This window comes from Kribbella sp. NPDC043289 (genome assembly GCF_056436705.1).
Genome location: NZ_JBWKCB010000001.1, coordinates 938,921 through 965,183 on the forward strand (window position 1 = coordinate 938,921; position 26,263 = coordinate 965,183).

21 protein-coding genes are annotated in these 26,263 nt (G+C 68.7%); 12 read left to right on the forward strand and 9 right to left on the reverse strand.

All coding sequences use genetic code 11. From position 1 onward, the window contains the following. Positions 1–19 precede the first annotated feature (19 nt). Positions 20–781: a hypothetical protein gene (locus AC0662_RS04365; RefSeq protein ID WP_478298454.1), complete on the forward strand. Its 762-nt coding sequence runs from the start codon at positions 20–22 to the stop codon at positions 779–781. Between the two features lie 6 nt (positions 782–787). On the opposite strand, the gene AC0662_RS04370 is transcribed toward AC0662_RS04365, so the two are convergent. Continuing rightward, a complete protein-coding gene (locus AC0662_RS04370) occupies positions 788–1,774 on the reverse strand; it encodes an NAD-dependent epimerase/dehydratase family protein (protein ID WP_478298456.1) in 987 nt (328 codons plus the stop codon). A gap of 95 nt (positions 1,775–1,869) precedes the next feature. Between AC0662_RS04370 and AC0662_RS04375 the strand changes: the two genes are divergently transcribed. Then, the gene (locus AC0662_RS04375; RefSeq protein ID WP_478298458.1) at positions 1,870–2,886 is read left to right on the forward strand and encodes a hypothetical protein; all 1,017 of its coding nucleotides are present in this window, start codon (positions 1,870–1,872) and stop codon (positions 2,884–2,886) included. Here AC0662_RS04375 and AC0662_RS04380 read toward each other — a convergent pair. Genes AC0662_RS04380 through AC0662_RS04395 form a run of 4 tightly spaced genes read right to left on the reverse strand, consistent with a single transcriptional unit; the run spans position 2,871 to position 6,457 of the window. Beyond that, complete coding sequence (locus AC0662_RS04380) at positions 2,871–3,770, reverse strand: pseudouridine-5'-phosphate glycosidase (RefSeq protein ID WP_478298460.1); 900 nt, start codon at positions 3,768–3,770, stop codon at positions 2,871–2,873. The genes AC0662_RS04375 and AC0662_RS04380 overlap by 16 nt on opposite strands. Then, positions 3,763–4,620, reverse strand: a complete 858-nt coding sequence (locus AC0662_RS04385) for a carbohydrate kinase family protein (RefSeq protein ID WP_478298462.1) — start codon at positions 4,618–4,620, stop codon at positions 3,763–3,765. Before AC0662_RS04385 ends, AC0662_RS04380 begins: the two co-directional genes overlap by 8 nt. Positions 4,621–4,646: 26 nt before the next feature. Beyond that, positions 4,647–5,819, reverse strand: coding sequence for a PrsW family intramembrane metalloprotease (locus AC0662_RS04390; protein WP_478298464.1), 1,173 nt, complete (start codon positions 5,817–5,819; stop codon positions 4,647–4,649). Next, the gene (locus AC0662_RS04395) at positions 5,816–6,457 is read right to left on the reverse strand and encodes a hypothetical protein (RefSeq protein ID WP_478298466.1); all 642 of its coding nucleotides are present in this window, start codon (positions 6,455–6,457) and stop codon (positions 5,816–5,818) included. The genes AC0662_RS04390 and AC0662_RS04395 overlap by 4 nt, the downstream gene beginning before the upstream one ends. A 470-nt stretch (positions 6,458–6,927) precedes the next feature. Here AC0662_RS04395 and AC0662_RS04400 point away from each other — a divergent pair, with 470 nt between their 5' ends. From AC0662_RS04400 to AC0662_RS04420, 5 genes are all read left to right on the forward strand, one after another. Next, entirely contained in the window at positions 6,928–7,317 is a 390-nt protein-coding gene (locus AC0662_RS04400; RefSeq protein ID WP_452200330.1) for a hypothetical protein, read from the forward strand. Positions 7,318–7,397: 80 nt separating this feature from the next. Next, positions 7,398–8,153, forward strand: a complete 756-nt coding sequence (gene aqpZ, locus AC0662_RS04405) for an aquaporin Z (RefSeq protein ID WP_452200328.1) — start codon at positions 7,398–7,400, stop codon at positions 8,151–8,153. Positions 8,154–8,344: 191 nt separating this feature from the next. Continuing rightward, positions 8,345–8,710: a DUF2255 family protein gene (locus tag AC0662_RS04410; RefSeq protein ID WP_452200326.1), complete on the forward strand. Its 366-nt coding sequence runs from the start codon at positions 8,345–8,347 to the stop codon at positions 8,708–8,710. Between the two features lie 69 nt (positions 8,711–8,779). Beyond that, positions 8,780–11,077 carry a CehA/McbA family metallohydrolase gene (locus AC0662_RS04415; protein WP_478298469.1) on the forward strand — a complete coding sequence of 766 codons (2,298 nt, stop codon included), beginning with the start codon at positions 8,780–8,782 and terminating at the stop codon, positions 11,075–11,077. After that, positions 11,077–11,496, forward strand: a complete 420-nt coding sequence (locus AC0662_RS04420) for a hypothetical protein (protein ID WP_478298471.1) — start codon at positions 11,077–11,079, stop codon at positions 11,494–11,496. Before AC0662_RS04415 ends, AC0662_RS04420 begins: the two co-directional genes overlap by 1 nt. 47 nt (positions 11,497–11,543) lie before the next feature. Here the strand turns inward: AC0662_RS04420 and AC0662_RS04425 are convergent, their stop codons facing one another. The 4 genes from AC0662_RS04425 to AC0662_RS04440 form a co-directional block, all read right to left on the reverse strand. Then, on the reverse strand, positions 11,544–14,363 hold the full coding sequence (locus AC0662_RS04425) for a beta-N-acetylhexosaminidase (protein ID WP_478298473.1): 2,820 nt from the start codon (positions 14,361–14,363) through the stop codon (positions 11,544–11,546). A gap of 153 nt (positions 14,364–14,516) precedes the next feature. After that, on the reverse strand, positions 14,517–17,768 hold the full coding sequence (locus AC0662_RS04430; RefSeq protein ID WP_478298475.1) for a BTAD domain-containing putative transcriptional regulator: 3,252 nt from the start codon (positions 17,766–17,768) through the stop codon (positions 14,517–14,519). 72 nt (positions 17,769–17,840) lie between these two features. Continuing rightward, complete coding sequence (locus tag AC0662_RS04435) at positions 17,841–18,257, reverse strand: ester cyclase (protein WP_478298477.1); 417 nt, start codon at positions 18,255–18,257, stop codon at positions 17,841–17,843. Between the two features lie 85 nt (positions 18,258–18,342). Next, positions 18,343–19,473, reverse strand: a complete 1,131-nt coding sequence (locus tag AC0662_RS04440) for a GntR family transcriptional regulator (protein ID WP_452200315.1) — start codon at positions 19,471–19,473, stop codon at positions 18,343–18,345. A gap of 195 nt (positions 19,474–19,668) precedes the next feature. Between AC0662_RS04440 and AC0662_RS04445 the strand changes: the two genes are divergently transcribed. Genes AC0662_RS04445 through AC0662_RS04465 form a run of 5 tightly spaced genes read left to right on the forward strand, consistent with a single transcriptional unit; the run spans position 19,669 to position 26,226 of the window. Next, complete coding sequence (locus AC0662_RS04445) at positions 19,669–20,973, forward strand: ABC transporter substrate-binding protein (protein WP_452200313.1); 1,305 nt, start codon at positions 19,669–19,671, stop codon at positions 20,971–20,973. Next, positions 20,970–21,920 carry a carbohydrate ABC transporter permease gene (locus AC0662_RS04450; RefSeq protein ID WP_452200311.1) on the forward strand — a complete coding sequence of 317 codons (951 nt, stop codon included), beginning with the start codon at positions 20,970–20,972 and terminating at the stop codon, positions 21,918–21,920. Before AC0662_RS04445 ends, AC0662_RS04450 begins: the two co-directional genes overlap by 4 nt. 13 nt (positions 21,921–21,933) lie before the next feature. Beyond that, positions 21,934–22,806 (forward strand): carbohydrate ABC transporter permease, encoded by an 873-nt coding sequence (locus AC0662_RS04455; protein WP_478298480.1) that lies wholly within the window; start codon positions 21,934–21,936, stop codon positions 22,804–22,806. 26 nt (positions 22,807–22,832) lie between these two features. Further along, the gene (locus tag AC0662_RS04460) at positions 22,833–23,834 is read left to right on the forward strand and encodes a hydroxyacid dehydrogenase (RefSeq protein WP_478298482.1); all 1,002 of its coding nucleotides are present in this window, start codon (positions 22,833–22,835) and stop codon (positions 23,832–23,834) included. A gap of 13 nt (positions 23,835–23,847) precedes the next feature. After that, positions 23,848–26,226 (forward strand): polysaccharide lyase 8 family protein, encoded by a 2,379-nt coding sequence (locus tag AC0662_RS04465; protein WP_478298484.1) that lies wholly within the window; start codon positions 23,848–23,850, stop codon positions 26,224–26,226. Positions 26,227–26,263: the final 37 nt, after the last annotated feature.

Consider the following 26,263-nt stretch of genomic DNA (forward strand, 5'->3'; position numbering starts at 1 on the left):
GACGTGAGGCGACGGCCGGATGATCGTGATGGATTGGTACGGCGATCTCGTCGACACCGGACGGGCGCAGGCCGCGTGGATGCTGTTCGCCTTCTTCGTCACGTTCAGCGTCACCCGGGTGATCACCCGACGGATCCGCGCCAAGCAGCGGGAGGCTAAGAAGGCCGCCCACGCCGAGGACGAGGGCGGGCTGTCCGACGTCTACATCGGCGGCATCCACATCCACCATCAGGTCTGGGGAATTCTGATGGTGATGCTCTCCGGGCTGCTGTACTTCCGCTACACCCCGGGCAGTCCCTGGGCCGAGATCCTCGCCGTGATGTTCGGGGCCGGCGCGGCGCTGACGCTCGACGAGTTCGCGCTCTGGCTGTACCTCGACGACGTCTACTGGGGACCGGAAGGACGCAAGTCCATCGACGCGATCATGCTCGGGGGAGTGCTGGGTGCGGTGCTACTGATGCAGACCAGCCCGATCGGTGCAGAGCCGCATCGGACCGGGAGCGGGATCTCGAACTGGAGCTACTTCGGCGGGATCGCGTTCCACCTCGCGATGGCGGTCATCTGCTTCCTCAAGGGCAAGCTGTCCACCGGTCTGGTCGGCATCGTGGTGCCGTTCGTAGCGTTCGTCGGTGCCGTCCGGCTGGCGAAGCCGCGCTCCACCTGGGCCGTACGCCGGTACGGCGAGCGCAAACTCGAGCGGGCCCAGAAACGGTTCGGCAAGTCGTACACGCAGCGGTGGAACCGCGTCCGCGACAAGCTCGGCGGTCGGGTGTCGTCGTGATCCCGGTCAGACCGTGTAGCGGGCGATGAGGGTGTCCATCGCGGTGTCGACCGCGTGGTCGACGGTCCGCCGGGCCGGGTCCTCGTCGTACCACGCGACGATCTCGCGGGCGCCGGTCTCGAAGGGGATCGTGGCGAGGTAGTCCGGGACGACCTGGCGGAGTTTGGAGTTGTCGAAGACGGCCGAATGGGTCTTGTCGCCGAGCAGTCCGTCGCCCCACCCGGGATGGACCGCGGCGATCGCGTCCGAGGGGACGTGCACGATCTGGGCCGACGTACCGGCCGCGGCGGCGAGGGCGTGCGCGATCTGGTCCCAGGTGAGGACGTCGTCGGAGGTGATCTGGAAGGCGTCGCCGAGCGTGCGGGGGTGGCCGAGCAACGGGACGAAGCCGCGCGCGAAGTCGCGGTGGTGGGTGAGCGTCCACAGCGAGGTGCCGTCGCCGTGTACGACGACGGGCTGTCCGCGGCGCATCCGTTCGACGATCGTCCATCCGCCGTCGAACGGGACCAGGGTGCGGTCGTAGGTGTGCGAGGGCCGGACGATCGTGACCGGGAAACCCTCGTCGCGGTAGAGCGAGGTCAGCAGGTCCTCACAGGCGATCTTGTTCCGCGAGTACTCCCAGAACGGGTTCCGCAGCGGCGTCGACTCGGTGATCGGCAACCGCGCCGGCGGCGTCTGGTACGCCGAGGCGGAACTGATGAACACGTACTGGCCGACGTGTCCGCGGAGCGCATCGGTCCGAGCGCGAACCTGGTCGGGCGTGAACGCCAGCCAGTCGACGACCACGTCGAAGTCCTGCCCGGCAACGGCCGCGAACGCTGCCCGGTCGTCGAGGTCGGCGGTGATCTGCCGGGCCTCGGCAGGCAGCGGACGGACCGAGGTCTTACCCCGGTTGAGCACCGTGAGATCGAGCCCGGCTTCGATCGCCCGCCACGAGCTCGCCGAGCTGATGATGCCGGTCCCACCGAGGAAGAGAACACGCAGGGCACTCATTTGAGCCACTCTACCGAGCAGCGGGAACCGGCGCGGTGCCGTACCGTCGGGAGTGGAGGATCGTAGTACTTCGTTCCTCACGAGGGAAGCCGCCCATGCTGAGAGTTCTTCGTGTTGTGCTGGTCCTGTGCTCGGTGACGCTCGCCGGGGCGGTCGTTCCGGCCGAAGCGTCCACGACGGCCGCGTCCGATCCGGCGCGTGCCGAACTGCGGGGGATCGTCGAGAACGTCGCCGGTGCGACCGGGAAGCGGTACGGCGTGAAGGACGACGCCGGTCATGTGATGGACACCGTGAAGATCATCCAGGACTCGACCGGTGGCTACCTCGCGGTCTCGCACCATCTCGCCAGCGACGGGCACTTCCGGGTGAATCTCGCGACCTCGTCGGACCTGCTCACCTGGCACTGGGTCCGCGAGCTGGCCGGCAGCAACACCGGCCCGGCCTCGCAACCGACGATCGTCCAGGCCTCGAACGGCGGATTCGTGCTCGCCTGGGAACAGGAACAGGCGGGTGGCGGCAACAACCACCTCGCCTTCCGGTACTTCGCCTCACGCGCGGACGTCCTGGCCGGCACCGTCAGCCGCTCGTACGACGCACCCCGCCGGCTCTCGTCCTGCGCGGAGGGCACCCCGAACATCTACAGCGTCACGCTGTCACCCGACATCGACCACTCGACGATCGACATCGGTGGCCACTACTGGTGGAACTGCGATCGCGACCGCCAACAGCGCGGTACCCTCACGAACTTCAACTCCTGGTCGACCGCCGCGCAGCCGAACTTCGACAACGCCCTGCTCTACTGGGGCGTCAACGGCAACATCGGCGACCGCGACAACACCACGTTCCGTGGGTACGCGTTCGGCCTGATCGAAGGCCAGTACACCAAGGGCGACTTCGGCTCGTGGCGCACCTTCGTCTACGACTACCAGACCGGCAACGCCGACCGCACCACGATCACCACCGACGGCGGCAGTACGGCGTTCGCGAACCCCACGATCACCAGCCTGAAAGCTCCCAACGGTCAGCCGGCGTTCGTGATCACCCTGTTCATCCCCGGCGAAGGCGCCGCGGCCGGCGAGTCCGGCGAACTCATTTACTACAAGACGTACTGAACCGCGATCCGGGCAGCGACGGCAGCGTTGTTCCGCGCCAGCGCGAGGTTGGCCGGGACACTCTGCCCGTCCGTCTCCTTCTCGATCCTCGCCAGCACGTACGGCGTGACAGCGGGACCCGCGACTCCAGCCTGAACGCTCGCCTCCAACGCAGCATCGAGTACGGCGTCGATCGTCGACGCCGGGATCTCGTCGGCCTCGGGAATCGGGACCGTCAACAGAACGCCGGTGTCCGGTCGCGCGCGGAAACGGAGTACGTCGCAGACCTCCCGCTCGTCCTCGACGCGGTGCGGAACCGGCAGCCCGCTGGATCGCGTGTAGAAGGCGGGGAACCAGTCGTGCTGCCAGCCGAGGACCGGGACGCCGGCGGTCTCGAGGTACTCCAGTGTTCGCGGCAGGTCGAGGAACGCCTTGGCGCCGGCGCTGACGGTGATCACCGGGTGGTTGGCGATCGCGTCCAGGTCGGCCGAGATGTCGCCGCTGAGTTCGGATCCGCGGTGCACGCCGCCGATGCCGCCAGTGGCGAACACCGAGATCCCGGCGGCGTGGGCGAGGGCGACCGTGGCCGAGACGGTGGTGACGCCGACGTCCCAGCGCTGCGCCTGCGCCACCGCCAGATCGCGCTCGGCGACCTTGCGGGTCCCTTGCAGGACACGCTTCTCCTGGTCCGGCGTGAGACCGACCTGCGGCTGCCCGTCGAGGATCGCCGCCACGGCCGGTACGGCGCCCTGCTCGACGACCGCCTGCTTGCACAGCTCGAGGGCCGCGGCATTCGCCGGCGCGGGCAGGCCGAGGTTCGAAAAGATCGTCGACTCGAGCGCGACGACCGCACGGCCCACGGCCAGCGCTCCAGCCACCTCGTCGGACAGGTTCGGCTCAATCACTCGTGACTCCGTTCTGGTCAAGGGCGGCGCCGGGTTCGCCGAGAACCCTTCGGGCGAGGCGGTGTCCGGCGTCGACCGCCTGGACGATGGTGGCGTCGTCGAGTAGGGCGGTCAGGAAGCCCGCGGCGAACGCATCACCGGCACCGGTCGTGTCACGAACTTCGCCCACCGGCAGCACCGCGACGGTCGTCGTCAGGCCATCGCCGCGATGAATCTCGGTCGGCTCCACGCCGTTCTTGACCACCACCGTCGTACCCGAGCCGGCGAGGTCCCGCAGCGACCCGGTGTCGGCCTCGATCCGATTCGCGAAGACGTACGTCGGCCGCAGGCTGCTGATCACGTCGCGGAACTCGGAAGGGCCGATCGCATCGATGAGCGCGACCGACGACGCATCCACCGTGACGATGGCGGCTTCGGCGTGCGCGATTTCCGAGGCGCGCCGCAGCACGGACAGCGGCGGTCCGGTGAGCGAGTACGCCGAGAGATGGACGGCCGCCGCCCCGGTGAAGCAGTGGTCCGGTACGTCGGTCAGCTCGGCCGCGGCCGCTCGATCGGGGTACATGGTGCGTTCTCCGGCCGCGTCCACGAGGACGACGATGGTCCCGGTCCGTCCGTGCTGCTGGACCCTCGCGTCGACACCGGCCTCGACCAGGTCTCGCACCAGCGCATCGCCGACGTGGTCGTCGCCGACGCGGCCGACGAAGCGGACCGGCGTACCGAGACTGCTGGCGAAGGCGGCGACGTTCGCCGCCGCACCGCCCCGGGTTCGCCGGATCCGCGCCGGATTGTCGGTCCCGCGTCGCGATGCGCCGGCTGACCAGACCACGACGTCTTCGACCAGGTCGCCCACACAGACGAGCGTGCGGTGCGCAGCTGTCACGGCGTACCGGTGTTCGCGTGGAGACGGAGGAGTTCCGCGCGGGCGTAGTTGACGCCGGGGGAGTCGGCTCCGTTGGCGCGGGCGATCTCATGGGCGAGGTCGCTTGCGGCCTCCATCCGATGGCGGGCCTTCCGTCGGCTGTGCAGGTGCTTGCGGTACCTCTTGCGATCCCTCCGGAGGCCGCTGACCGCGTCGAGCAGGGGCGGGTCGATCGCGCCGGTCGCCAGTTCGGGCGTGAGGAGTTCACGGATCCAGGTGCGCTCGTGGCCGGCGGCGTGACGCAGTACGTAGAAGAGTGCTGTCAGCTCGACGATCGTGATCAGGAAGGGCAGGATCCCGGCCCAGACGCCGCCGTTGCTGAGACCCGTCATGTCGTCCCAGGCGAAGTGGAACACCATCGCCATCAGCATCGTGAGTACGCCGCGCAGGATGTTGCGCTCGCCGCGTGTCCGGCCGAGGACCCACATCAGACCGGCGCAGAAGATCGCGCTGAACAGGGCGTGCGAGACGATGCCGGCGGCGCCGCGGATCACGAAGACGCGCAGCGACGAGCCGAGCTGGTCGACGCCGTACAGCTGGGTGGCGCCGTTGTAGACGTAGAGCACGTCCTCGAAGACCTGGAACCCGAGCCCGATGAACGCGCCGATGATGAAGCCGTCGTAGGCACTCCGGACCAGGCGCGGCGCGAGGCCGATCAGCAGGACCAGGCCGAGCGCTTTGCCGAACTCCTCGTTGATCGGAGCGGTGAGACCGGCGGCCCAGTCGGCGGCGAACGACGTACCGCCGATCTTGGTCCAGATCGACAGCAGCGCCCCGTTGGCCGGCAGCGCGATCCAGAACGTCGCCGCGACGCCACCCCACACGAAACCGGCGGCCAGCAGCCCGGCCGGCTGCGCGGTGAAGCGGTTGTGATGACGCAGCACCAGCAGCCACGGCACCAGATAGAGGCCGAACAGTATGACGCCACCGGCCAGCGCCGGCGTGTAGAACTGCGCACCGGGACCGTAATACTTCAGCATCGTCAGCGCTCCACCGCCGACGCCGAGTACGTAGACCCAGAACGCGACGTTGTGCGGCTGCAGGAACCGGAACGGCTGCCCCCAGCCGGACTGCTCGATCGCGTCGAGCTGGGCCGTCTTCTCCTGCGTCTCCTGCGGTACGGCGGTCATCGCGCCGCTCCCGGGGTGATGCTGCGGAGCATCGCGCCGACCTGCTGCTCGTACTGCTCGAACTGCCCGGTCGCGGTGCGAACCCGGACCAGCAGCGCCGGTGCGTTGTCGACGGCCGGGCCCGAGCCGACCGCCATCTTGAAGGCCACGTCGACCCCGTCGCCGTTCGGCCCGGACCCGCTCTGCGCCACACCCACCAGCCCGGAGTCGGTGGTCAACGAGCCGCGCGCCCCCATCACGCCGGGTGGATCGCCCTGCGATCGATGCACCTGATCGAGGAAGGCGGACGCGGACCCGTCGTACGTCGTACCGTCCAGCTCGATCGTCGCGCCACCGTTGGCGAGCACGATCTGCAGACTCGTCGCGGCCGCTCCGGCACCACCGACGAGCGTGCCGTGCTCGAGCTGCCAACCGACCGGCGGCACCGCCGTCGCGCCGTCACCGAGGTCGAGCACCTGCCCGGCGCGGATCTCGTGGTGCCACGGGATCGCCGCGTTCAGTCCCTGCAGACCGTAGATCAGCACCAGCGCGATCGCGAGTGCCGTGAACCCGGCCGCGAACGTCCGCCGGTCCAGTCCGAACCATCGCTGCTCGACCGGCACCCACTCACGGCGCGGCGGCTCCGTACTCACGACCATCGAGGCTCTCCTCGCTTCGATTCGTGGGCGTACCCATCACTTTAACGGAGACCGCCCCGCGCCCATGGCCCGAGAGAACGACACGCGGCTCCCCGGATGCGACTCTGTGGGGGTGGGTCCTGGGACGACAGCTGCCGCCTGGGCCGACCAGCAGGTCGCCGCGGTCCGCGACGACCCGTCCGGGCGGCTCGCGCTGATGCAGCGGTGCTACTACGGCCCGTACGGGAAAGCGCCGCAACATCTGCCGTACGGGCGGGCCGCGACGTCCGCGATGCGGTGGGAACTGCATCGCGGCTGCTGCAACCGCACTTCAGCGCAAGGCCCGGCAGCCCGTGGTGGCGCGCGGTTAACGAGCGGGTACTTCGGGACGGCTGCGAGGCGGTCGCGCTCAGCGGTGATCTGCCCGGCGCGGCCTCGTCCCGGACGGCCGGCTTCTGGTTGTCCTTCGCGCAGTACCCGACGGCGCGGACGTGGTGGCGGGCGCCCCCAGGCTCGCACTCGGCCGGGTCCGCCCGCTCGCACCGCTCCTCGGCGACCCGAGGCTCGGGATGACCGGGATCTTCCTCCAACTCTCCCGGGTCCTGCCCGACGAGTACCCGCTCCGGGACGACGCGCGCGCCTATCTCGGTCGCGAGCTGGGCTTCGGCCGGCTGCTCGACTACGGCGTGATCGTGCCGCGCCTCCAGCAGCTCTACGAGTGGTCCGCCCACGAGTTGGCCGAGCCTGGGCTGCTCGATTGCATCACCGACGGAGCCCTGACGTACGCCTGGCCGGTCGAGGACCGGGACGTCTGGCAGCCACCGCCGTCGCCTGTCCTCCGGCTGGCGCATCGGTTGCTGCCGGCGCAACGACACTGGTGAATTTCACTGACTGTCACAGATTGATGCCTTACTGTGACAGCAATGCATCAATTCACCGGGGGGTCTCGAAGGAGGCAGTCGTGGAATCACCAAGTCCTGCGGCTCGGATCGGCGCGGAGTTCCTAGGGACGTTCTGGCTGGTCTTCGGCGGCTGTGGTGCCGCCGTGCTGGCCGGTGTCGTGCTCACCCCGGACAAGGTCCCGGTCGGCATCGGGTACCTCGGTGTCGCGCTGGCCTTCGGCCTGACCGTGCTCACCATGGCGTACGCCGTCGGCCACGTCTCCGGCGGTCACTTCAACCCGGCCGTCACCATCGGCCTCGCGGTGGCCCAGCGGATCGAGTGGAAATGGGTCCCGACGTACATCGTCACCCAGGTCGTCGCCGGCACCGCGGCCGGAGCGGTCCTGCTGGCCGTTGCCAGCGGCAAGGACGGCTTCAGTGCCACCGCCAGCGGTTTCGCCAGCAACGGGTACGGCGACCGCTCGCCGGGCGGCTACTCGCTGCTCGCCTGCGCGATCGTCGAGATCGTGCTGACCGCGTTCTTCCTGTACGTGATCCTCGGCGCCACCGACGACCGGGCACCCAAGGGTTTCGCCCCGATCGCCATCGGACTCGGGCTCACGCTGATCCACCTGGTCGGCATCCCGGTCACCAACACGTCGGTCAACCCGGCGCGGTCGCTGGGGGTCGCCTGGTTCGCCGGTAGCGACGCGCTCGGCCAGGTCTGGCTGTTCCTGATCGCCCCGATCGCCGGCGCGGCCATCGCCGGCATCAGCTACACCGCCATCACCGGCGCCCGGATCAAGGTCGACGCGGGCGTCGCCAACAACCCGTAGATCAACGCTGCCCCGCTCCGTGCCTCTTCCAAGGCACGGAGCGGGCGCGCGTACCGTCTCACCGGCTCCGCCGGGCCGTGCCTGTCGAGAGGGGTACTGGCAGGGTCTGGTATCCGCACAGACACGACGTAGCGTGAAGACATGGCCCTCAAGAACGACTCCAGCAGCACCGACCTACGGGAGCAGAAAGCATGAGCGGTTGGACCGCGGAAGAGCTGCAGTCCCTCGACCGGATCGGCGAGATCCGCGTTGCCGGCCGCCGCAAGGACGCGTCGCTGCGAACGCTCACGATCGTGTGGCACGTCGTCGTCGACGGGAACCTGTACGTCCGGTCGGTCCGCGGAGCCGAGGGCAGCTGGTACAAGGGCGTCCTCTACCACCATGAGGGCGCCATCTCCTGGAACGGCACCACGCGCGACGTCACGTACATCCCCGATTCCAGCGTCGACGATCAGATCGATACGGCCTACTTCGACAAGTACGGCAAGGGGTCGCCCTCGCGCGCGATCACCAACGCCGCGGCCCGGGCCACGACACTCCGGGTCGAGCCCCGCTAGCCGAAAACCCCGAGCCAGGCGGGGCTCGAGCAACTAGGCTCGCAAGCTGGTGCATGACGAGGAGGCCCCGTGTTCCAGCCATTACTGGCATCCGCGACCCGAGCCGTCGACAAACTCCGTGACATCGGTGAACCGCTACCCGACGACGTGATCAGTCAGCTGACCAAGCTGGCCGACGACACCCAGAGCGACTCCGTCAAATCCGCCAAGATCGAAGAACTCCTGCGCCCGTATGTCATCGTCGAGGCTCAGATCGACGAACAGGGCCTGACCACGAGTACGCCGGGCGCCGCGGCACCGCGCCTCGTCCAGCACGGCTGGCGCAGCTTCCTGGTCCGCATCGAGAACCCACATCAGCTCCTGGGCGATCTCGTCGCGCCGTCGAACCACGTGCTCGGAAACGTCGACTTCCACAGCCACTCGGCGCGGATCGCGATGCCTGACACGCTGACCGTCGTACCGCGGATCGCGAACAGCTGGCTGCAGGTGAAACTCGCCGGACCGAGGGACGTGTCCGGTCTGGACGCGGAGTACAAGGTCATCAGCTTGTACAGCCGCGACGGCGGCAACAAGAGTGGCGAGTTGACCTTGGTACTGGCGGTGGAGGAGGAGTTCGACAGCATCACCCGGCCGCCGGTGCGGAAGGCCTTCCAGCGGATGGGGTTCGAGACCCGTCAGTACGGCGCGCGGTTCGACTTCGACTGCTTGCCCGCGCACGACGTACGACTCGATGTTCGCGAACCGGACGGCAGCAGTAGCGTCGCGGCGCTGACGATCCGGGATTCGCAGCGGCGCGCGTACCCGTCGAAGGCGATGCGGCTGGCGCCGGACATGTTCTTCCACGATCACGTCTACCGGGCGACCGGCGAGGCGATCACGCTTCCGGCCGGCCAGTACGAGATCTCCGCGCGGCGCGGACCGGAGTACCGCGAGGTTCGCCTCGAGGTCGATCTGACGGCCGAGACCGAGGCGGTCGCGATCGACCTCGATCGCTGGGCCGATCCGGCCGCCCGCGGTTACTACTCGGGCGACCCGCACATCCACGCCGGCGGCTGCTCGCACTACAACGTCCCGTCCGAGGGGGTCACGCCGGAGACGATGATCCGGCACGTCCGGGGCGAAGGCCTCTGGATGGGCAGCGTTCTCACCTGGGGACCGTGCTACTACCACCAGAAACAGTTCTTCAGCGGCGCCTCGATCAGCCCGCGCGCCGAGCTCGAGTACCCCGCGATGCAGCAGGCACAGGGGATGACCTGGGATCCGCAGGACACCGATCGGGACGGCCAGAGCCTGCTCCGGTACGACCTCGAGGTGTCGGGCTTCCCGTCCAGCCATTCCGGTCACGTCATCCTGCTCGGGCTGACCGACCAGGACTATCCCGGCACGCAGCTGATCGAGGACTGGCCGTCGTGGAACCTGCCGGTGATGCGCTGGGGACACGCGCAGAACGCACTGGTCGGGTACGCGCACTGTGGTCTCGGCCTCGCCGTCGACACCGACGAGTTGCCGAACTACGTCGTACCGAAGTTCCAGTCGATCGGGTCCAACGAGATCATCGTCGACGTGCCGCTCGGCTCGGCTGACTTCCAGTGCGGTGCCGAGTTCGATCCGGCCGCCGAGCTGAACATCTGGTACCACCTGCTGAACGTGGGTTACCGCACGCTGATGCTCGGCGAGACCGACTATCCCTGCATCTACGACGACGGTCCGGGGGTCGGGCGCACGTACGTCCGGTTGCCTGAGCCGCCGCAGGGTCCGCAGGCGCTGGAGTCGTGGCTCGGCGGGCTGAAGGACGGGGCGTCGTACTTCGGGGACGGGCGCAGTCACGTGTACGACTTCGCGGTCGACGGGGCCGTGGAGCGTGAGGTTGCCGTCGACGAGGCGGGGCCGGTCAAGGTCAGCGCGACGGTCGCGGCCTGGTTGCCCGAGGATCCGCCGGCGGCACGCGGCGTGGGGAAGCCGGTGTACTCCGCGCCGGTCGGCTGGCATCTCGAGCGGTCACGGATCGGGCAGTCCCGGAACGTGCTTGTCGAGGTACTGGTCAACGGTGTTCCGGTGGGGTCCCAGGAACTGCTTGCGGACGGCAACGAGCAGGCTGTCGAGTTCGATGTGGACCTGGAGCGTTCGTCATGGGTCGCGCTGCGGATCCTGCGCAGCGTCCACACCCAGCCGATCTTCGTCGAGATCGGCGGCCGTCCGATCCGTGCGTCCCGGCGCAGTGCGCAATGGTTGCACGACTCGGTCGACGCGCTGTGGGAGGCGAAGTCCGGCTTCATCCGCGAGACCGAACGACCAGCAGCGCGCGAGGCGTACGACGCCGCGCAAGCCACCTACCTGGGACGCCGCGACGAATGCGAGGTCGACTGATGGATCACGCCTCGAATCAGCTCCCGCACGGCGAGCCGGCCGGCTGTTGCGCGCCGGTGCAGACCACGGCCCCGCTCTCGGTCACGATCAACCCGGAGGCGCGGGTCAACGTCGCCCGCACCCCCAACCGGGTCGCGAGCCTGACCGCCGGCGACTGGCACACCATCGAGTTCCCGATCGTCAACACCGGCTACGTCACCGGCGTACTCGTCATCGAAGGCGACCCGGTGCCCGGCGTCGAGTTGGACCTCCCAATCCACGATCTGACGGGCGAACCCCGCCAGGAGGGACAGGTGAGGGTGCGTTTCGACGTACCAACTGTTGTCGACGTCACCCTCAACTTCCGTGCCCTAGCCGCCCTCGGCGGGCTCGCTCTGCACAGCTCCCTGCACCTCATCCTCCGCTCTGTCCCGGCGTAGGACTGGCCCTGCGCACCTCTTAGCGAGGTGCGCAGGGCCGCTTGCTGTCAGAGTCCGCTGCATTGACCTGTCTTCGGGCCGGATACGGCGTTCGGCCGGCCTGCGTTGGTCGGGGTGGGGGAGTTGCCCGCGCAGGACAACGGCCCCTTGATCTGGTTGCCGGAGACGATTGTCGAGCCGGTGTTGTTCTGTACGGCGACTGGGCCCGCCACTGCGCTGCCGTCGCAATCGCCGTTCCGGTTGCCGAGCCACACCCGGGTCGCGCCGGTCACGGTGACCGGCCCGGATATCGACGTACCGCACAGCAGTAGGTTTCCGGACGCCGTGACCGGTCCGCGGATGGTGGATCCGGATGCAGAGAGACCGGCGCCGGTCGCCACACTGACCGGACCTGACACGGTCGCGCCCTCGAGGCAGGCGACTCCCGAGGACACGGTCAACGTCCCCTGGTGCGTCCCGGTGAGCATCGTCGTACAGGCCGGGACGCCGGTCGCGAGGAACGGCACGACCCAGGTCTGTGCCTGCCGGGTGTAGGTGACTGTCCCGTGATACGCCCCGTCGACGGGGTAGGTGTGGCTTCCGCTGACGGTCATCAGGCTTCGGCCCTGGCGCTGACTCGCCAGGTAGTCGCGTGCGCTGATCGGGGCAGCCTGAGGTGCGGACCCGTCGCCCCAGTCGATCGTGGCGATGACCTCACCCGGAGGAATCGAGCCGGCCGCCAGGCGGCCCAGCGGTACGTCGGTCAGCGTCCGGTCCACGCCGAAGTGGGTGACCGTGCCCATCGCCTCCGGACTCCAGTCGACCTGGGCGATCGAGCCGTAATTGACGTTCGCGTATGCCCACCGCGGACCGGCGACGGCGAGCCGCTGCCGGTACGCGTCGTAGTCCTGGGTGAGGGTCTTGGGCGACCAGGCCTTCTCCAGGATCCCGGCCAGCCGGGGGAAGACCATGAACTCGTTGTTCGCGAGTCCACGCATCTGCTCGCCCCAGATGGGCGCCTCGATGCCGATGATGTCCTCCGCCTTCGGCCCGCCGTACGCCGGTTGCGCCCAGACGGAGCGGTACTTCTCGTAGACCCACTCGGGGTCCCACCCGTAGGCCTTGTCGAGTTCGGTGCGCGGCGTGCGGCCGGGAGAGCCGTCGTACCCGAAGTCGAGGTACGCGTTCCACTCCGGCGTGGTGATGACGCTGCGGTGCTGGTTGAACCACTCGGGCTTGATCAGCGGCGGGCCGCCGCCGGTGTAGTCGGACCAGTAGTGGTTGATCGAGGTGGAGCCCGGTGCGTAGCCCTCGAGTGCCGGGTTCCAGCCCATCAGCCGCTTGCCGGCGCCGTCGACGATGGTCTCCATCTGCCCGATCCACCACTTGTAGTCCTCGTGTGGCATGCCGATCGCCTCGTCGCCGCCGATGTGGATGATCGGTCCGGGTGAGATCGCGGCGAGCTGTGCGATCGCGTCCCGCCAGAAGGCGAGGGCCCGCGCACTGGCCGGGTCGTTCGGGTTCGTACAGAACCGGTCGGTCTGGGTCTGGCCCTGGCAGCCCATCACCGCGACGCCGCCCAGCGACCTGATCGCGGCCGTGGCGTGCGCCGGGCCCTCCAGTTCGGGGACGATCTCGATGAACCGGTCGGCGGCGTACTTCACCAGACCCTTGAAGTCCTCCTGGGTGTAGAAGCCCGCGAGACAGCCGGTCCCGTTGCACCCGGTGCCATCCAGCGCTGGGTAGCCCTTGATCTCCAGGCGCCAGGACTGGGAGTCACTCAGATGCAGGTGCAGCCGGTCGCCCTTCAGAGCAGCGAGCTGGTCGATCATCGACCGGATCTCGGCCACGCTCAGGAAGTTGCGGCCCGGGTCGAGCTGCAGACCGCGATGGGCGTAGCGCGGGTAGTCCAGCACGGTGATCGGCTGAACCGTCCACGGCCCGGTTCCCGCAGTGGCGGAGTTGATTGCTGCGGGCAGCAGCTGGCGCAGGCTCGCGAAGCCGTTGAACAGGCCGTGCGCCTGCGGGGCGACGATCTTCGCGCCCGCGCTCGACACCGTGAGCGAGTAGCCCTCGTCCTGCTTGTCAGCCGGGATGGCGGGCACCGGTCCGGTGCTGAGCGCGATGTCAGCAGCCGTTGCGGAACCTGTCACTACGGGGACGACGAACCCGGTGGCCGGTCGCAGATAGCCGGCGAGGACCTCGGCCGTCGGAGTGAGAGCGTTGCTGGACACGACGATCCGGGACGTGTTGGTGAGCGCCCACGGCCGGCCGGTGCCAGGGGTCTGGTGCACCGGCACCGGGATGATCTGTCCAACGGTCGGCGGCGGCTTGGGGCCGGACCACAGCTCGAATTCGTTGAGCGTGTAGCCGACGGTGGATGTCGTGGCCAACGCCTGCATCCGGACACAGGTGATCGGGTCCTTGCGGTCGATCACCTGGGAATCCTCGTCGCTCGGATTCACCACGTGCGTGACCGTCGTCCAGGTCTGGCAGTCGACGTCGGTCGAGACCTGCAGGTCGTACTCGGACGGTTTGGCCGGGGAGGTCCAGCGGCTGAACACCTCGTACACCGGGGCGGGGGCGGCCAGCTTGACCTGGAACCAGTCCTGGGTCGGGTCGTAGCCGTTGCCGACGGCCGCGTAGTTCGAGGTCCATCCGTTGTGTACGAACACGTCGGTCGCGTTGGCGGGCGCGTACGTCGAAGCGGGTGGGGTCACGCGTTGGGACTTGGCGGAGGCGACGGCGCCTGGCAGCAAGGCCAGGTTGACACTGCTCCCGGAGTCGGGCTGGGCGGGTTGATCGGCGGGCGGATCGGCCGCGGCCGGCCCCACGGACAGTGGGACGACCAGGGCTGCGGCGACGAGCGCGAGGGACGGGATTCTCACGGCACTCCTTACCGGATGCTGGGCGGTGTCTCTCGGGTCTGGACGCCCGATCTTCCGCCCGGCGCGGTGTCGGGTGCAAGCACCTGGCTCCCGGCTCGATCAGCCGAGTTTGAACGGGTCCGGGTCGAGCCGGTGAGCTCCGGGCATCGGTAGCTAGCTGGGCCGGCTTTGGGCTTGGGCTCTCAGGCGGTGGAAGCCGCAGGTAGCGGCGATGGTCGCGGCTTCGGCCGCGGCTTTTGTTGCGGCGGGCTCGTTGCCAGTGTGGTTGTGGGCGGCGGCCAGGCTGAGGAGGGCCTCGGTTTCGATGTACGGGTAGGTGTCGCGGGCGATCGCCAGGCAGGTCTCGGCCCAGTCGAGGGCGGCCTGGTGGTCGCCGAGGGTGAGGTGGGACTGCGCGACGGTTGCGGCTGTTTGGGCTTGGGCCTTGCGGTCGCGGACGACGTTGGCGAGGCGGTTCGCCTCCAGCGCGGTGCGTAGCGCGGCCGGGCCGTCTCCGCGCTGGCCGTGCAACCGCGACAACTCGTCCAGCGTGGACACCTCGCCGCGGACATGTGAGCGGCGCCGATAGTCGATCAGTACGTCGTCCAACAGGCCGGCCGCATGATCCACCGCACCCAGTTGGCGCAATGCGCTCGCGAGATTGCCGCGGTTCGCGAGGGCCGACGTCTCGCGCCCGTTCTCGTTGATCTTGAGCGCGGCGGCGAACAGATCCGCCGCGTCCTGCAGCTCGCCCTGGTACAGCCGCGTCATCCCCAGTCCGTTCAGCGCAACGGCATGCACGTGACCGTCCTGATCGTCCTCGGTGAGTTCCAGCGCTTGGCGCATCCAGAAGTCGGCGTCGCTGAGTCGCCCGCGTTCCAACTGGAGCCACCCGACTTGGTGCGCCGAGTACGCCGCAGCCGTCGTCCAGCCGGCGGTCACTGCAAGGGATTGACCGGCGAGGCAATCGGCCATCGAGTCGTCGTCGCGTCCGACGGCCCACAACGCCTGGCCGCGGTTGAAGAGCATCGCCACCTGCGCGATGTCGTCACCGGCCGCCAGCGCAGCGGTCATCCCGGCCTGTGCCGCAGGCAACCATCCGTCGGCGTTCCGGCGGATCAGGAAGTACCCGCGCAGCTGGTCCGCGACTCGCCAGGCCAGCGCGGGATCGCCGTGCTGCGACGCCTCCTGTACGACGGCCAGCAACGCAGACAGCTCATCGTCGAGCCAGTCGAGGGCTGTCGCTTCCGAGCTGAAGAAAGCAGCGGGTCGAGGGTGGGTGCCGAGGCGCACGAGTTGCGGGTACGCCCAGTCGATCGCGGCGGTGACCGCCTCGCCGTACCACGTCTGCAGGCGGGTTCGCGCCGGCTCGCGTTCGGGGTCCTCGGCGAGCAAACGGCGGGCGTAGAGCGCGAGCAGATCGTGGAAGCGGTAGCGATCCTTGGCCTGCTGCATGAGCATGTTGGCCTCGAGGAGGGCTTCCAGAAGCCGATCCGCCGCGGCCGCAGGGATCCCGAGCAGGATTCCAGTGGTCTCCGGGCTGAAGTCGTCTCCAGGGTGCAGGCTGCAGAGCCGGAACGCGCGCTGGGCCTCGGAGCTCAGGTCGGCATAGCTGAGCTGGAAGCTGTTGAGCACACTCGATTCGCCGGCGCTGAGCTCGGTGAGCAGTCGGCTACCGTCGTCCAGCCGCTTGGCGAGGTCGGCCGCCGTCCACTCCTGCCGTGTTGCGAGCCGCGATCCGGCGATGCGCAGCGCCAGCGGAAGCCGAGCGCACGCCTCGGCCAGCGCACCGACACCCTCAGGATCGGCGTCGAGCCGTGACGCGGTTGAGCTGATCAGCTGGACAGCGTCCCGCCGGGGGAGCGGCTCGAGATTGACGACGCCGGCTGTGGTGAGCTCCGGCAGTCGTCGCCGGCTCGTCACGATCACGTCGCTGCGCCCAGCCCCGGGCAGGAGCGGCCGGACCTGCGCCGCGTCCTGGGCGTTGTCGAGCAGCACCAGCAGTCGCCGGTTGGCGAGCTCGCTGCGGAACAACGCGGCCGCTTCGGCCTCGTCGGTGCCGATGCGCCGACCGGGTACGCCGAGAGCGCGCAGGAACCGCCCGAGCACCTGGATCGGTGCGGGAGTCGTCGCGTCGCTGCCGCGCAGGTCGGCGTACAGCTGTCCGTCGGGGTACTCCGACCGCAGACCATGGACGGCGGTCAACGCCAGCGCGGTCTTGCCGACGCCCGCGATGCCGTTGATGAGGACGACTCGGGACGAGAGCGCGCCGGGCCGGCGGAGCGCCGTACAGATGCTTGCGAGCTCGTCCGTTCGGCCGACGAAGTCGGGCGGCGCCGACGGAGCCTGCTGCACGGGCTGGTCCGCGGGCCCGCTCTGCTGCCGGAGTACGTCGAGGTGGACCGCGCGGAGCCGCTCGCCCGGATCGATGCCGAGCTGCTCGGCGAGCGCGGACCGGATCCCGTCGTACGCCGCCAACGCGTCGGCCTGCCGTCCGCTCGCGGCCAGGGACTGGATCAGCTCCACATGCAACGGCTCGTCCAAGGCGTGCCGAGCGGTCAGGCTGCGCAATCGCTCCAGCGCCCGCTCCGGTTCGCGCAGGTCACGCGCCAGGGTCGCGAACGCCCGTACGGCGGCCGTGTACTCGTTGGAGATCGCGACGTACAGCGGGTTCGCGGCGACCGAGTCCACATCGGTGTCGCCGCGCCACAACGCGACCGCGTCCGCGAACTGCGCCAACGCCGCCTCCGGCTGTGCGTGCGATGCCTGCGATGCCTGCGTCGTGAGGTCGCGGAACGTGAGGAGATCGAGATCACCGTCCTCGATCTCCAGTTTGTAGCCGGCGCCGACGCCGACGACCGCCGGTCCGGCCGAATCTCCGGTCTCCAGCAGACGACGCAGTCTCGCGACGCGCGTGTGCAGCAGACTCACCGCATTTCCGGGGACGCTGCGCGGCCAGAGCAGATCGACGAGTTCGTCCTGACTGACCGTCGTCCGTGCGCTCAGCGCGAGCCGGCCCAGGAGCGCACGTTGTGGACTGGACTTGAAAGGCACCGAGATCTCGCCCCGGCGGACCTCGAGCGGACCGAGGACAGCGACGTGCAGCCGTCCAGCCGCGGCCGAATCAGCCGTGGCCGAATGACTGACCGCTTCCTGCGCGCCGGCCAAGGCCAGCAGTTCGTCGGCGACGTGTCCCGTCAACTCGAGCGCGGCCGCGATGGCCTCGATCGAGTCCGGCTTCGGGCTCTTGGTCCGGCCCTGCTCCAGGTCACGAATCGCACCCGCGCTGAGCCCGGCCCGTTCTGCGAGATCGCGTTGGGTCAGTCCGGAGCGTCGGCGATGCCGCCGCAGCAGCTCACCGAACCGCCCGGCCGGTTCCGGAGCAGCCCTAGCACCCGGTCGATCTTTCCGCGGTCGTCCGGACACACGAACATCCTACGGGCTGCTTGGTAGCACCGGCCGAGCTAGGGGCTGTCGGCAACAAGAAACCGCGCACGCTCAGGCGGGCGGTGGCTCCATGTGGCCGAGCTGGATCATGATCGTTGTCGTGTCGTAGTACATCGCGCCTTCCTGCGCGTTCCCGTCACTCCAGCGCAGCAGTTCGCAGAACGGTGTGTCCAGTCGCTTGCCGGTCGGCGGCAGCGCGCCCATCGGGCCGTCGTTCACGCCGCGTCCCTGGAACCGCGCGATCGTCCAGTCGCCGGCCTCCAGATACGTGGCGTCGGCCACTTTCGCGTCGGAGAACGCTGTCTTCCACTCGGCGAGCCAGCCGATGGCCTCACCCTTCCCCTTCAGCGACAGTCCGCGGGCCATGTCGACGTACACGACGTCGTCGGCGAACAGGGTCGCTGCGGACTCGGCGCCTTCCTCGCTCATCCGGCGGTGCGCTTCGCGATGCAGATCACTGTTGGACATCTCTGTCCCCCTCTCCAAAGAACCTCCGTTTTCACGGTCCGTCCGTCCCGGCCGGACGTCAAGGCCGACTTGGGTTACCCCTCGATTACTCCGTCGGGGTGAGGTCGTCGGAGGGTGGTTTGGCGCCGCAGGAGGCGCGGATGACGAGGCGTGGCCGGAGGTGGATCTGGTGGATCGGGAGCGCGTCGCCGAGCTCGAGGCGCTGGAGGAGGACCTGGACGGCGAGCTGCCCGAGCTGGTAACGCGGGGGAGAGACAGCGGTCATCGGTACTTCGGCGACGTCGACGAACTCGTTGTCGTAGGCAATGATGGCGAGATCGTCGGGGACCGCCAGTCCGGCCCGCCGGGCCGCGCCGAGCACCAGGGACGCCTCGCGGTCGCCGAAGCAGAGCGCCGCGGTGATGCCTTCGGCGGTGATCACCTTGATGGCGTCGTCGGCACGCCGCGAGTTCCACTCGGCCACGGAGATCAGCTGCGGGCTGTGCTGGGTGAGGCCGAAGTCCGCGATCGCCCGCTCGAAGCCGGCCAGGATCGGTGGTGCGGTCGGCGCGTCGGCTCTGATCGCGAGGCCGATCTCGCGGTGGCCGAGGTCGTACAGGTGCCGGATGGCGTCGTACGCGCCGCCCTCGTGGTCCGTGCAGACGTGCTCCATCGAGTCGCCTGGGCCGAGCGCGGCCAGTCGGCGCTCCACGAACACGACAGGGACCGGTAGGTCGAGCAGCTGCGACACCCGCGCTCGCGGGTCGGACAGCGCATGCAGCGACGGGACCAGGAGCAGACCATCTACGCCCGCCTCCAGCAGCCCGCTGATCGCCGTGTCCTCGGCCTCCGGGTCGTAGTGCGAGCAGGCGAGCACCAGCCGCGCGTTGGCCTGGAAGAGCGCCTTCTCGATGCCCTGCAGTACCCGGGGGTAGTACAGCGCGGTGTCCGGAACCAGTACGCCGATCACGCGCTGCCGTGGTTGCACCCGGTGATTCGTCGGCGCGACGAACGTGCCGGCGCCCTGGCGTCGTACGACGAGACCGTCGGCGGCGAGTTCCTGGTACGCGTGCCGGATCGTGGTCAGCGACATCCCGGTCTCGGCGGCCAGCGCGTCCTCGGTCGGGAGCTTGGTGTCCGGCGGGTAGGTGTTGTCGAGGATCCGGTGCCGCAGCTCCCGGGCGAGCCGGCGGAACTTCAGCTCCCGCGAGGTCTGGGGCACTGGGTCTCGCTGCACGGCGCGCTCCTCGGGTCCGGTCGGTGCACCGATCATCACATGGGATTAGCAGCGGATTGAAGGAGGAATCCGGACGCCCGATCCGATGCCTTCGCCGCATACGGCGTACCGGTCTGGGAATGAGTCTTGATTCCTCTTCTTCGGTGGCCGCACCGTCACTCCAAGTCGATGCCCGACCGGAGAGGACCACGTGTCATGAACACACCCATTGCCCGCCGGCTGACCGTCACCTGCACGGCGGCGGCCCTCGCAGCGAGCGCTCTCGCGGGCTGCGGCTCGAGTTCGGGAAGCGACTCGGGTGCGGACAAGGAACTGACCTACTGGTCGATGTGGAAGGACGGCGAGCCGCAGCAGACCGCGCTGGCGAAGTCGATCGCCGAGTTCACGCAGCAGACCGGCATCAAGGTCAACGTGCAGTGGCAGGGCCGCGACGTCCTGACCAAGCTGCAGCCGACGCTGATGACGAGTCCGGCCGCGGACCTCATCGACAACCCGTACAACAACGTCAAGTCCAAGATCCCGGCCGGCGGCGCGGAGGACCTGACGAACCTCCTCGGTACGTCGGTTCCCGGCGAGAACACGACCATCGGGAAGGTGATCCCGCAGGACCTCCAGAAGCTGGCGGAGGTCGACGGCAAGCACCCGATGCTGCCGTACGTGATCACCTGCAACAGCCTCTGGTTCAACGGCGCCCGGTTCCCGGAGCTCGCCGGCAAACCACCGGCCACCTGGCAGGCGTTCCAGCAGGTCCTCGACAAGCAGAAGGCGAGCGGTGCTGCTCCGCTGGCACTCGACGCTGACATCCCGGGGTACAACGCGTCCTGGTACATCAGCCTCGTCGTCGCGAAGCTCGGCGTGGGATCGTTCCACCAGGCGGCAGCGGACAAGACGGGCGCGACCTGGGACAAGCCGGAGTACGCCGCGGCCGCCGCGCAGGTCGAGCACCTGGCCAAGGGCGGGTACTTCGCCGACGGGTACAACGCGAGCAAGTTCCCCGCGATGCAGCAGAAGTGGGCGACGAACAAGGCCGACTTCCTGCTGATGGGATCGTGGCTGCCGAGTGAGGCGAAGACGTACGCAGCCGACGGCTTCCAGTACCGGACCTTCAACTTTCCGACTGACGGCGCGTCGGCCACCCCGGTCGCCTGCCAGCCGTCGGGCTGGGTCGTTCCCTCGAAGGCCAAGCACAAGTCTGCCTCCGAGAAGCTGATCGCATTCCTGTACGGCAAGAAGCAGGTCGAGTCCTACGAGGACGGTACGGCGTCCCTGATGGCGCGGCAGGACGTCAAGGTCGCGCCGGCCGCGGCGGATATCGCCGCCCTGGTGAAGAAGAACGGGACCTACATGAACGGTGACGGTGTGACCGCCGACTTCTCCGACTGGTGGACCAAGGTGTTCCTCCCGCTCGACGACCAGCTGGTGACCGGGAAGCTCTCGGCGACCGACTTCATCGGTCAGCTGAAGTCGCAGAGCGCCGACTTCTGGAAGCGCGGCCAGTGACGGCGATCGCCGGCGCGGGTACGGCGGTGGCGACCCGCGCCGTCCCGCGCCGCACCGGGAGCGCGTTGCAGCGGCAGCGCCGGCGACTGTACGTGCCGTTCGTCGCGCCGGCGCTCGTCCTCTACGCGATCTTCCTGCTGGTCCCGGTCGGCGCCACGGCCTGGATCAGCTTCCACCAATGGCCCGGCTACGGTCCGATGGAATGGTCGGGGCTGAAGAACTACCGATACATGTTCGACGATCCGGTGTTCCAGCAGGCGTTCAAGAACACGCTCCTGCTGCTGATCGCCGGTGGCGTCGCGACGTTCGCGATCAGCTTCGGTCTGACCATGCTGCTGCGTGACCTCGCCGGGCGGTCGACGGTGCGCTCGGTGATCTTCTTCCCGAACATCGTTCCGGCGTTGGTCTTGTCGATCCTGTGGGGCTTCTTGTTCCAGGCGGACGGCCTGGTGAACAGGCTGCTTCGGTCCATCGGGATCCAGCATCCACCGGCGTGGCTCTCGCAGGATCATCAGTACTCGATGATTCTGCTCGGGCTGGTGTGGGTCAGCACCGGGTTCTACACGACGGTCATCATGGCGGCGGTCGACCGCATTCCGCCGTACCTGTACGAGGACTGTCTGCTGGCGGGCGCGAACTCGTGGCAGCGGTTCCGGCACGTGACGCTGCCGTTGTCGTGGGACGTGATCGGCGTGTGTTCGGTGCTGTGGACGATCAACTCGATCAAGACCTTCGAGTTCATCCTCGCGATGGCTGGTTCGGCGAGCGGTCTGCCCAGTACGCGGACGTGGACGGTGTCGCTGTATGCATACGCGACCGCGTTCGCGTCGGACGGCGTACCGAGCTATGGGCTCGCGGCCGCCGATGCGATCTTCACGCTCGGCCTGGTGGCCGTGCTCGTCGTCCTGATCCGGCGCGTGATGCGTCGCGACGCCATCCAGTTCTGAACGGACCGACCCCATGAGCTCATTGACTGTCCTGCGCCGGCCCGGGCGGCCGACCCGGGCGGGCGCGATCCAGCGCTTCGTCGGCGCACCCCTTGCCTGGTCGCTGGTGATCTTCGACCTCGCCGTCCTGGTCTGGATCCTGCTCAACTCGGTGAAGTCGACACGGGAGATGCTCGACGCCCCGTGGTCGTTGCCGAAGACGCTGCACTGGGAGAACTTCCAGCGCGCCTGGTCGAGCGGCAACTTCGGACCCGCGGCACTCAACTCCGTGTTGCTCGTCGCCGGCACCGCGGCCGCGACGATCGTGCTGGCGGCACCGGCCGGGTACGCCCTCAGCCGGCTCGGCGCCCGGAGCGCGGGCGCGACCACGTCCGTGTTCGCGATCGGCCTCGGCATCCCGGCGCAGGCGGTCTTCCTCCCGCTGTACGCCGTGATGAGTCACCTCGGCCTCGTCAACAGCCTCTGGGGACTCTGGCTGCTGTACACGGCCACGTCGATGCCGTTCGCGGTCTTCTTCCTCACCGGCTTCTTCCGGTCGCTGCCGTTCGAGCTCGAGGAGGCGGCCGCACTCGACGGCGCCAGTCCGCTGTACACGTTCGTACGGATCATGTTGCCGGTCTGTCGTAGCGGCATCGTCACGCTGCTCCTGCTGAACGTGATCGCGCACTGGGGTGAGACGTTCTTCGCGCTCGTCTTCATCCATGACCAGCAGCTGCAGACGTTGCCGCTGGCCATGCTCGGCTTCCTGCAGCAGATGCAGTACAACGGCGCCGACTGGGGTGGCATGTTCGCCGGCATCGCGATCGTCGTCCTGCCGTTGGTCGGGCTCTACCTGTGGCTCGGCCGCCGAATCATCGAAGGTATGACGCTCGGCTCGGACAAGTAGCCGTCGCCTGCCAGAAAGGCTTTCCAGTGCCTGTACGCCAGACCGCGCTGATCTCGATGACCCCCGAGGTCCAAGCGCTTGCCCTGCCACCCGATCTCCTGGAGCGTCTGCGCCGATCCGTGGACGTCCTCGATGTGGTGATACGGGACTTCGGCGACCCCGGAGTACGGAAGGAACTCGCCCGGACCGACATCCTCCTCACCGGATGGGGATGCCCGCGGCTCGACGCGGCCGTCCTCGCGGACGCCCCTCGTTTGCGCGCGGTGATCCATGCCGCCGGAAGCGTGAAGGGGCATGTCGCCCTCGACGTCTGGGAGCGTGGCATCGCCGTGTCGTCCGCGGCGGGTGCGAACGCCGTACCGGTGGCGGAGTTCACGGTCGCCGCGATCCGGCTGGCCGCCAAGAAGGCGTTCCACCTCGCGGCTCGCTACCGGGTCAGCGGGCATGAGGATCACACACTCGATCCGGGGATGGGCCAGGTCGGCCGGACGATCGGCATCGTCGGGGCGTCGCGGATCGGTCGGCTCGTCATCGGTCTGCTGGCCGGGTCGGGGTACCACGTCCTGGTCAGCGACCCGTTCCTGCAACCGGAGGACGCGGCGCAGCTCGGCGCCGAGCTGGTGGACCTCGAGAGCTTACTGCGACGCAGCGACATCGTGTCGTTGCACGCGCCGGCACTGCCGGAAACCCATCACCTCCTCGACGAGGGCCGGTTGTCGCTGTTGCGCGACGGGGCCGTCGTCATCAACACGGCGCGCGGCGCGCTGATCGACACCGAGGCGCTGATCCGCGAGTGCGCTCGCGGCCGCGTCGACGCCGTACTCGACGTCACGGACCCCGAGCCGCTGCCGGCCGGGCACCCGCTGCTCAGCCTGCCGAACGTCCAGGTCACGCCGCACGTGGCCGGGGCAATGGGCAGCGAGATCAGGCTGCTGGGGGAGTACGCCGTCGCCGAGGTCGAACGTTTCGTCCGGGCCGAGCCGTTGGCCGGCCGCATCACCGCGGGGGAACTTCAGCACATCGCGTAAACAAAGGAGTGCCATGACCAGCACCATCACGTTCTCCCGCCGATCCGCCCTCGCGGGGCTCGGCCTCCTGGGTGTCGTGGCCGCCATCGGCCAGGCGCTGCCGGCAGCTGCCGCCGATCAGCCCGACTTCGCGGTCCTCCGCGAGCGGTGGATCGACCTGATCACCGGCCGCCGCAGTATCGACTCGAACGACCCCGACTTCACCAAGCGCCTGGCGTCGATGGACAGTGCGGTCTCCGCCAACCGCGCGAAGCTGGCGAGTCCGGTGGGGACGCGGTCGAGCGTGTTCACCAACGTTCCGTTCGGGACGAGCCCGAACCTGACCACGACGTACCGGCAGCTGGAACAGATGGCCACGGCCTACGTGACGCCGGGATCGACGTGGTACGGCGACGGCGCGTTGCTGACCGACATCGTCGACGGTCTCGACGACGCGAACCGGATCTTCTACAACGACGGGATGGCGGAGTTCGGCAACTGGTGGGACTGGGAGATCGGGGCTTCCAAGTCACTCGCCAACAGCATGGTCCTGCTGAACGGATCGCTCACCGCTGACCAGCTGACCCGCTACGCCGCGGCCATCGACCACTTCGTCCCGGACCCCTGGTCGTCCCGGCCCGGGCAGACCAACCAGGTCGTGTCCACCGGCGCCAATCGCGTGGACCAGTGCCAGGCGGTGATCGTCCGGGCGATTGCGCTGCCGGATCAGACCAGGCTGACGCACGCGCGCGACGGCCTCTCGGTGACCTGGCAGTACGTCACGTCCGGCGACGGCTTCTACCGGGACGGCTCGTTCATTCAGCACGGCACGATCGCCTACACCGGCACGTACGGCGGTGTGCTGCTGCGCGGCCTCAGTCTGCTGTTCGCCCTGCTGGCGGGAAGCAGCGCTGACATCGACTCGACCCGCGACGTGCTGTACGCGACGGTCGACGAGTCGTTCGCTCCGGTGATCTACGACTGCCAGATGATGGACTCGGTCCGCGGGCGCGCCGTCTCGCGGACTCAGGAGCGCAGCCACGACGACGCATACATCATCATCGAGTCGATGCTGACCCTGGCCAAGGGCGTCGACGCGGCCACCGCGGCACGATGGCGTGCGTTGTGCGCCGGCTGGATCGCCCGCGACTCGTACGGGAACATCCGCAGCGGCGCGAGTCTGCCCCGGCTGGCGCTGCTCAAGGACCTGTCCGGTGTCACGCCGGCCGCCGAGCCGGTCGGGCACACGTTCTTCGCCGGTATGGATCGTGCGGTGCACCGCCGGAACGGGTGGGCGTTGGCGATCAGCATGGCGAGCGAACGCATCACCTGGTACGAGTGCGGCAATGGCGAGAACAACCGCGGGTACTTCACCGGCAACGGGATGACCTACCTGTACAACGCCGACAACGGGCACTTCGACGACAACTTCTGGCCGACCGTCGACCGCGCTCGCCTGCCTGGTACGACGGTCGACAAGACACCGCTTCCGGACAAGGTCGAGGGGGAGTGGGGCGCGGGTCTGCCGGCTGCCGCGTGGGTCGGCGGCGCCGTACTAGGTGCCGATGCCTCCATCGGCCAGCACCTGCTCGGGCCGGGCGGTACGGGTCTCAGCGCACTGAAGTCCTGGTTCTGCTTCGGTGACCTGATCGTTGCCCTGGGCGCGGATATCCGGAACGCGAGCGGCAGCCGGGTGGAGACGGTCGTCGAGAACCGCAACCTCCACGACGGCGACCTGGTAGTGGACGGCAGCGTGGCTGTGCGCGATGCCGGATCGTCCGCGACGCTGCCGGCGCGCTGGGCTCACCTGGCGGGCGTGGGCGGATACGTCTTCCCGGGCGGCGCGGTGCTGAACGTGAAGCGTGAGGATCGGACCGGCGCCTGGCGGGACGTGAACACCGGCGGTACGACGGACGCGATCACCCGCCGGTACGTCACGCTCTGGCTGGATCACGGGGTCGTCGGCGGCGCCGCCGGGCAGTACGCCTATGTGCTCGCGCCTGGTGCTGACGCCACCCAGACGGCTCGTCTCGCCGAGTCGTCGCCGGTCGAGATCCTGAGCAACACGAGCGTCGTACAGGCGGTTCGAGTGCAGCAGGACGGGCTCGTGGGTGCGAACTTCTGGGCGGCCGGGTCGGTCGCGTTCCGGATGGCTGATGGTCAGAAGGTGTCGGTCACGGTCGACAATCCCTGCGCGGTGCTGCTGCGGTGGTCGAACCAGCAGCTGAGCGTGTCGGTATCCGATCCGACGCAGCACACCGGCGTGGTGCGAGTGACCGTGGATCAGGCCGGTTGGTCGGTGGTCAGTAAGGATCCGACGGTGCAGGTTGAGGGTCCGCGGAAGGACAGCCTGCGGTTGGTCGTGACAACTGAGGGCGCGCACGGTGCGAGCCACCGGGCGACGTTCGGCTGATCAGACGACGGGGCGCCGACCGGCATTGTGCCGGTCG

Excerpts from the sequence above, each read along its gene's own strand:
- AC0662_RS04420 (WP_478298471.1), top strand. The coding sequence starts at position 11,077 with ATGGATCACGCCTCGAATCAGCTCCCGCACGGCGAGCCGGCCGGCTGT.
- AC0662_RS04445 (WP_452200313.1), top strand. The coding sequence starts at position 19,669 with ATGAACACACCCATTGCCCGCCGGCTGACCGTCACCTGCACGGCGGCG.
- AC0662_RS04395 (WP_478298466.1), bottom strand. The coding sequence starts at position 6,457 with ATGGTCGTGAGTACGGAGCCGCCGCGCCGTGAGTGGGTGCCGGTCGAG.
- AC0662_RS04365 (WP_478298454.1), top strand. The coding sequence starts at position 20 with ATGATCGTGATGGATTGGTACGGCGATCTCGTCGACACCGGACGGGCG.
- AC0662_RS04465 (WP_478298484.1), top strand. The coding sequence starts at position 23,848 with ATGACCAGCACCATCACGTTCTCCCGCCGATCCGCCCTCGCGGGGCTC.
- AC0662_RS04390 (WP_478298464.1), bottom strand. The coding sequence starts at position 5,819 with ATGACCGCCGTACCGCAGGAGACGCAGGAGAAGACGGCCCAGCTCGAC.
- AC0662_RS04455 (WP_478298480.1), top strand. The coding sequence starts at position 21,934 with ATGAGCTCATTGACTGTCCTGCGCCGGCCCGGGCGGCCGACCCGGGCG.
- AC0662_RS04375 (WP_478298458.1), top strand. The coding sequence starts at position 1,870 with ATGCTGAGAGTTCTTCGTGTTGTGCTGGTCCTGTGCTCGGTGACGCTC.
- AC0662_RS04370 (WP_478298456.1), bottom strand. The coding sequence starts at position 1,774 with ATGAGTGCCCTGCGTGTTCTCTTCCTCGGTGGGACCGGCATCATCAGC.
- AC0662_RS04435 (WP_478298477.1), bottom strand. The coding sequence starts at position 18,257 with ATGTCCAACAGTGATCTGCATCGCGAAGCGCACCGCCGGATGAGCGAG.
- AC0662_RS04410 (WP_452200326.1), top strand. The coding sequence starts at position 8,345 with ATGAGCGGTTGGACCGCGGAAGAGCTGCAGTCCCTCGACCGGATCGGC.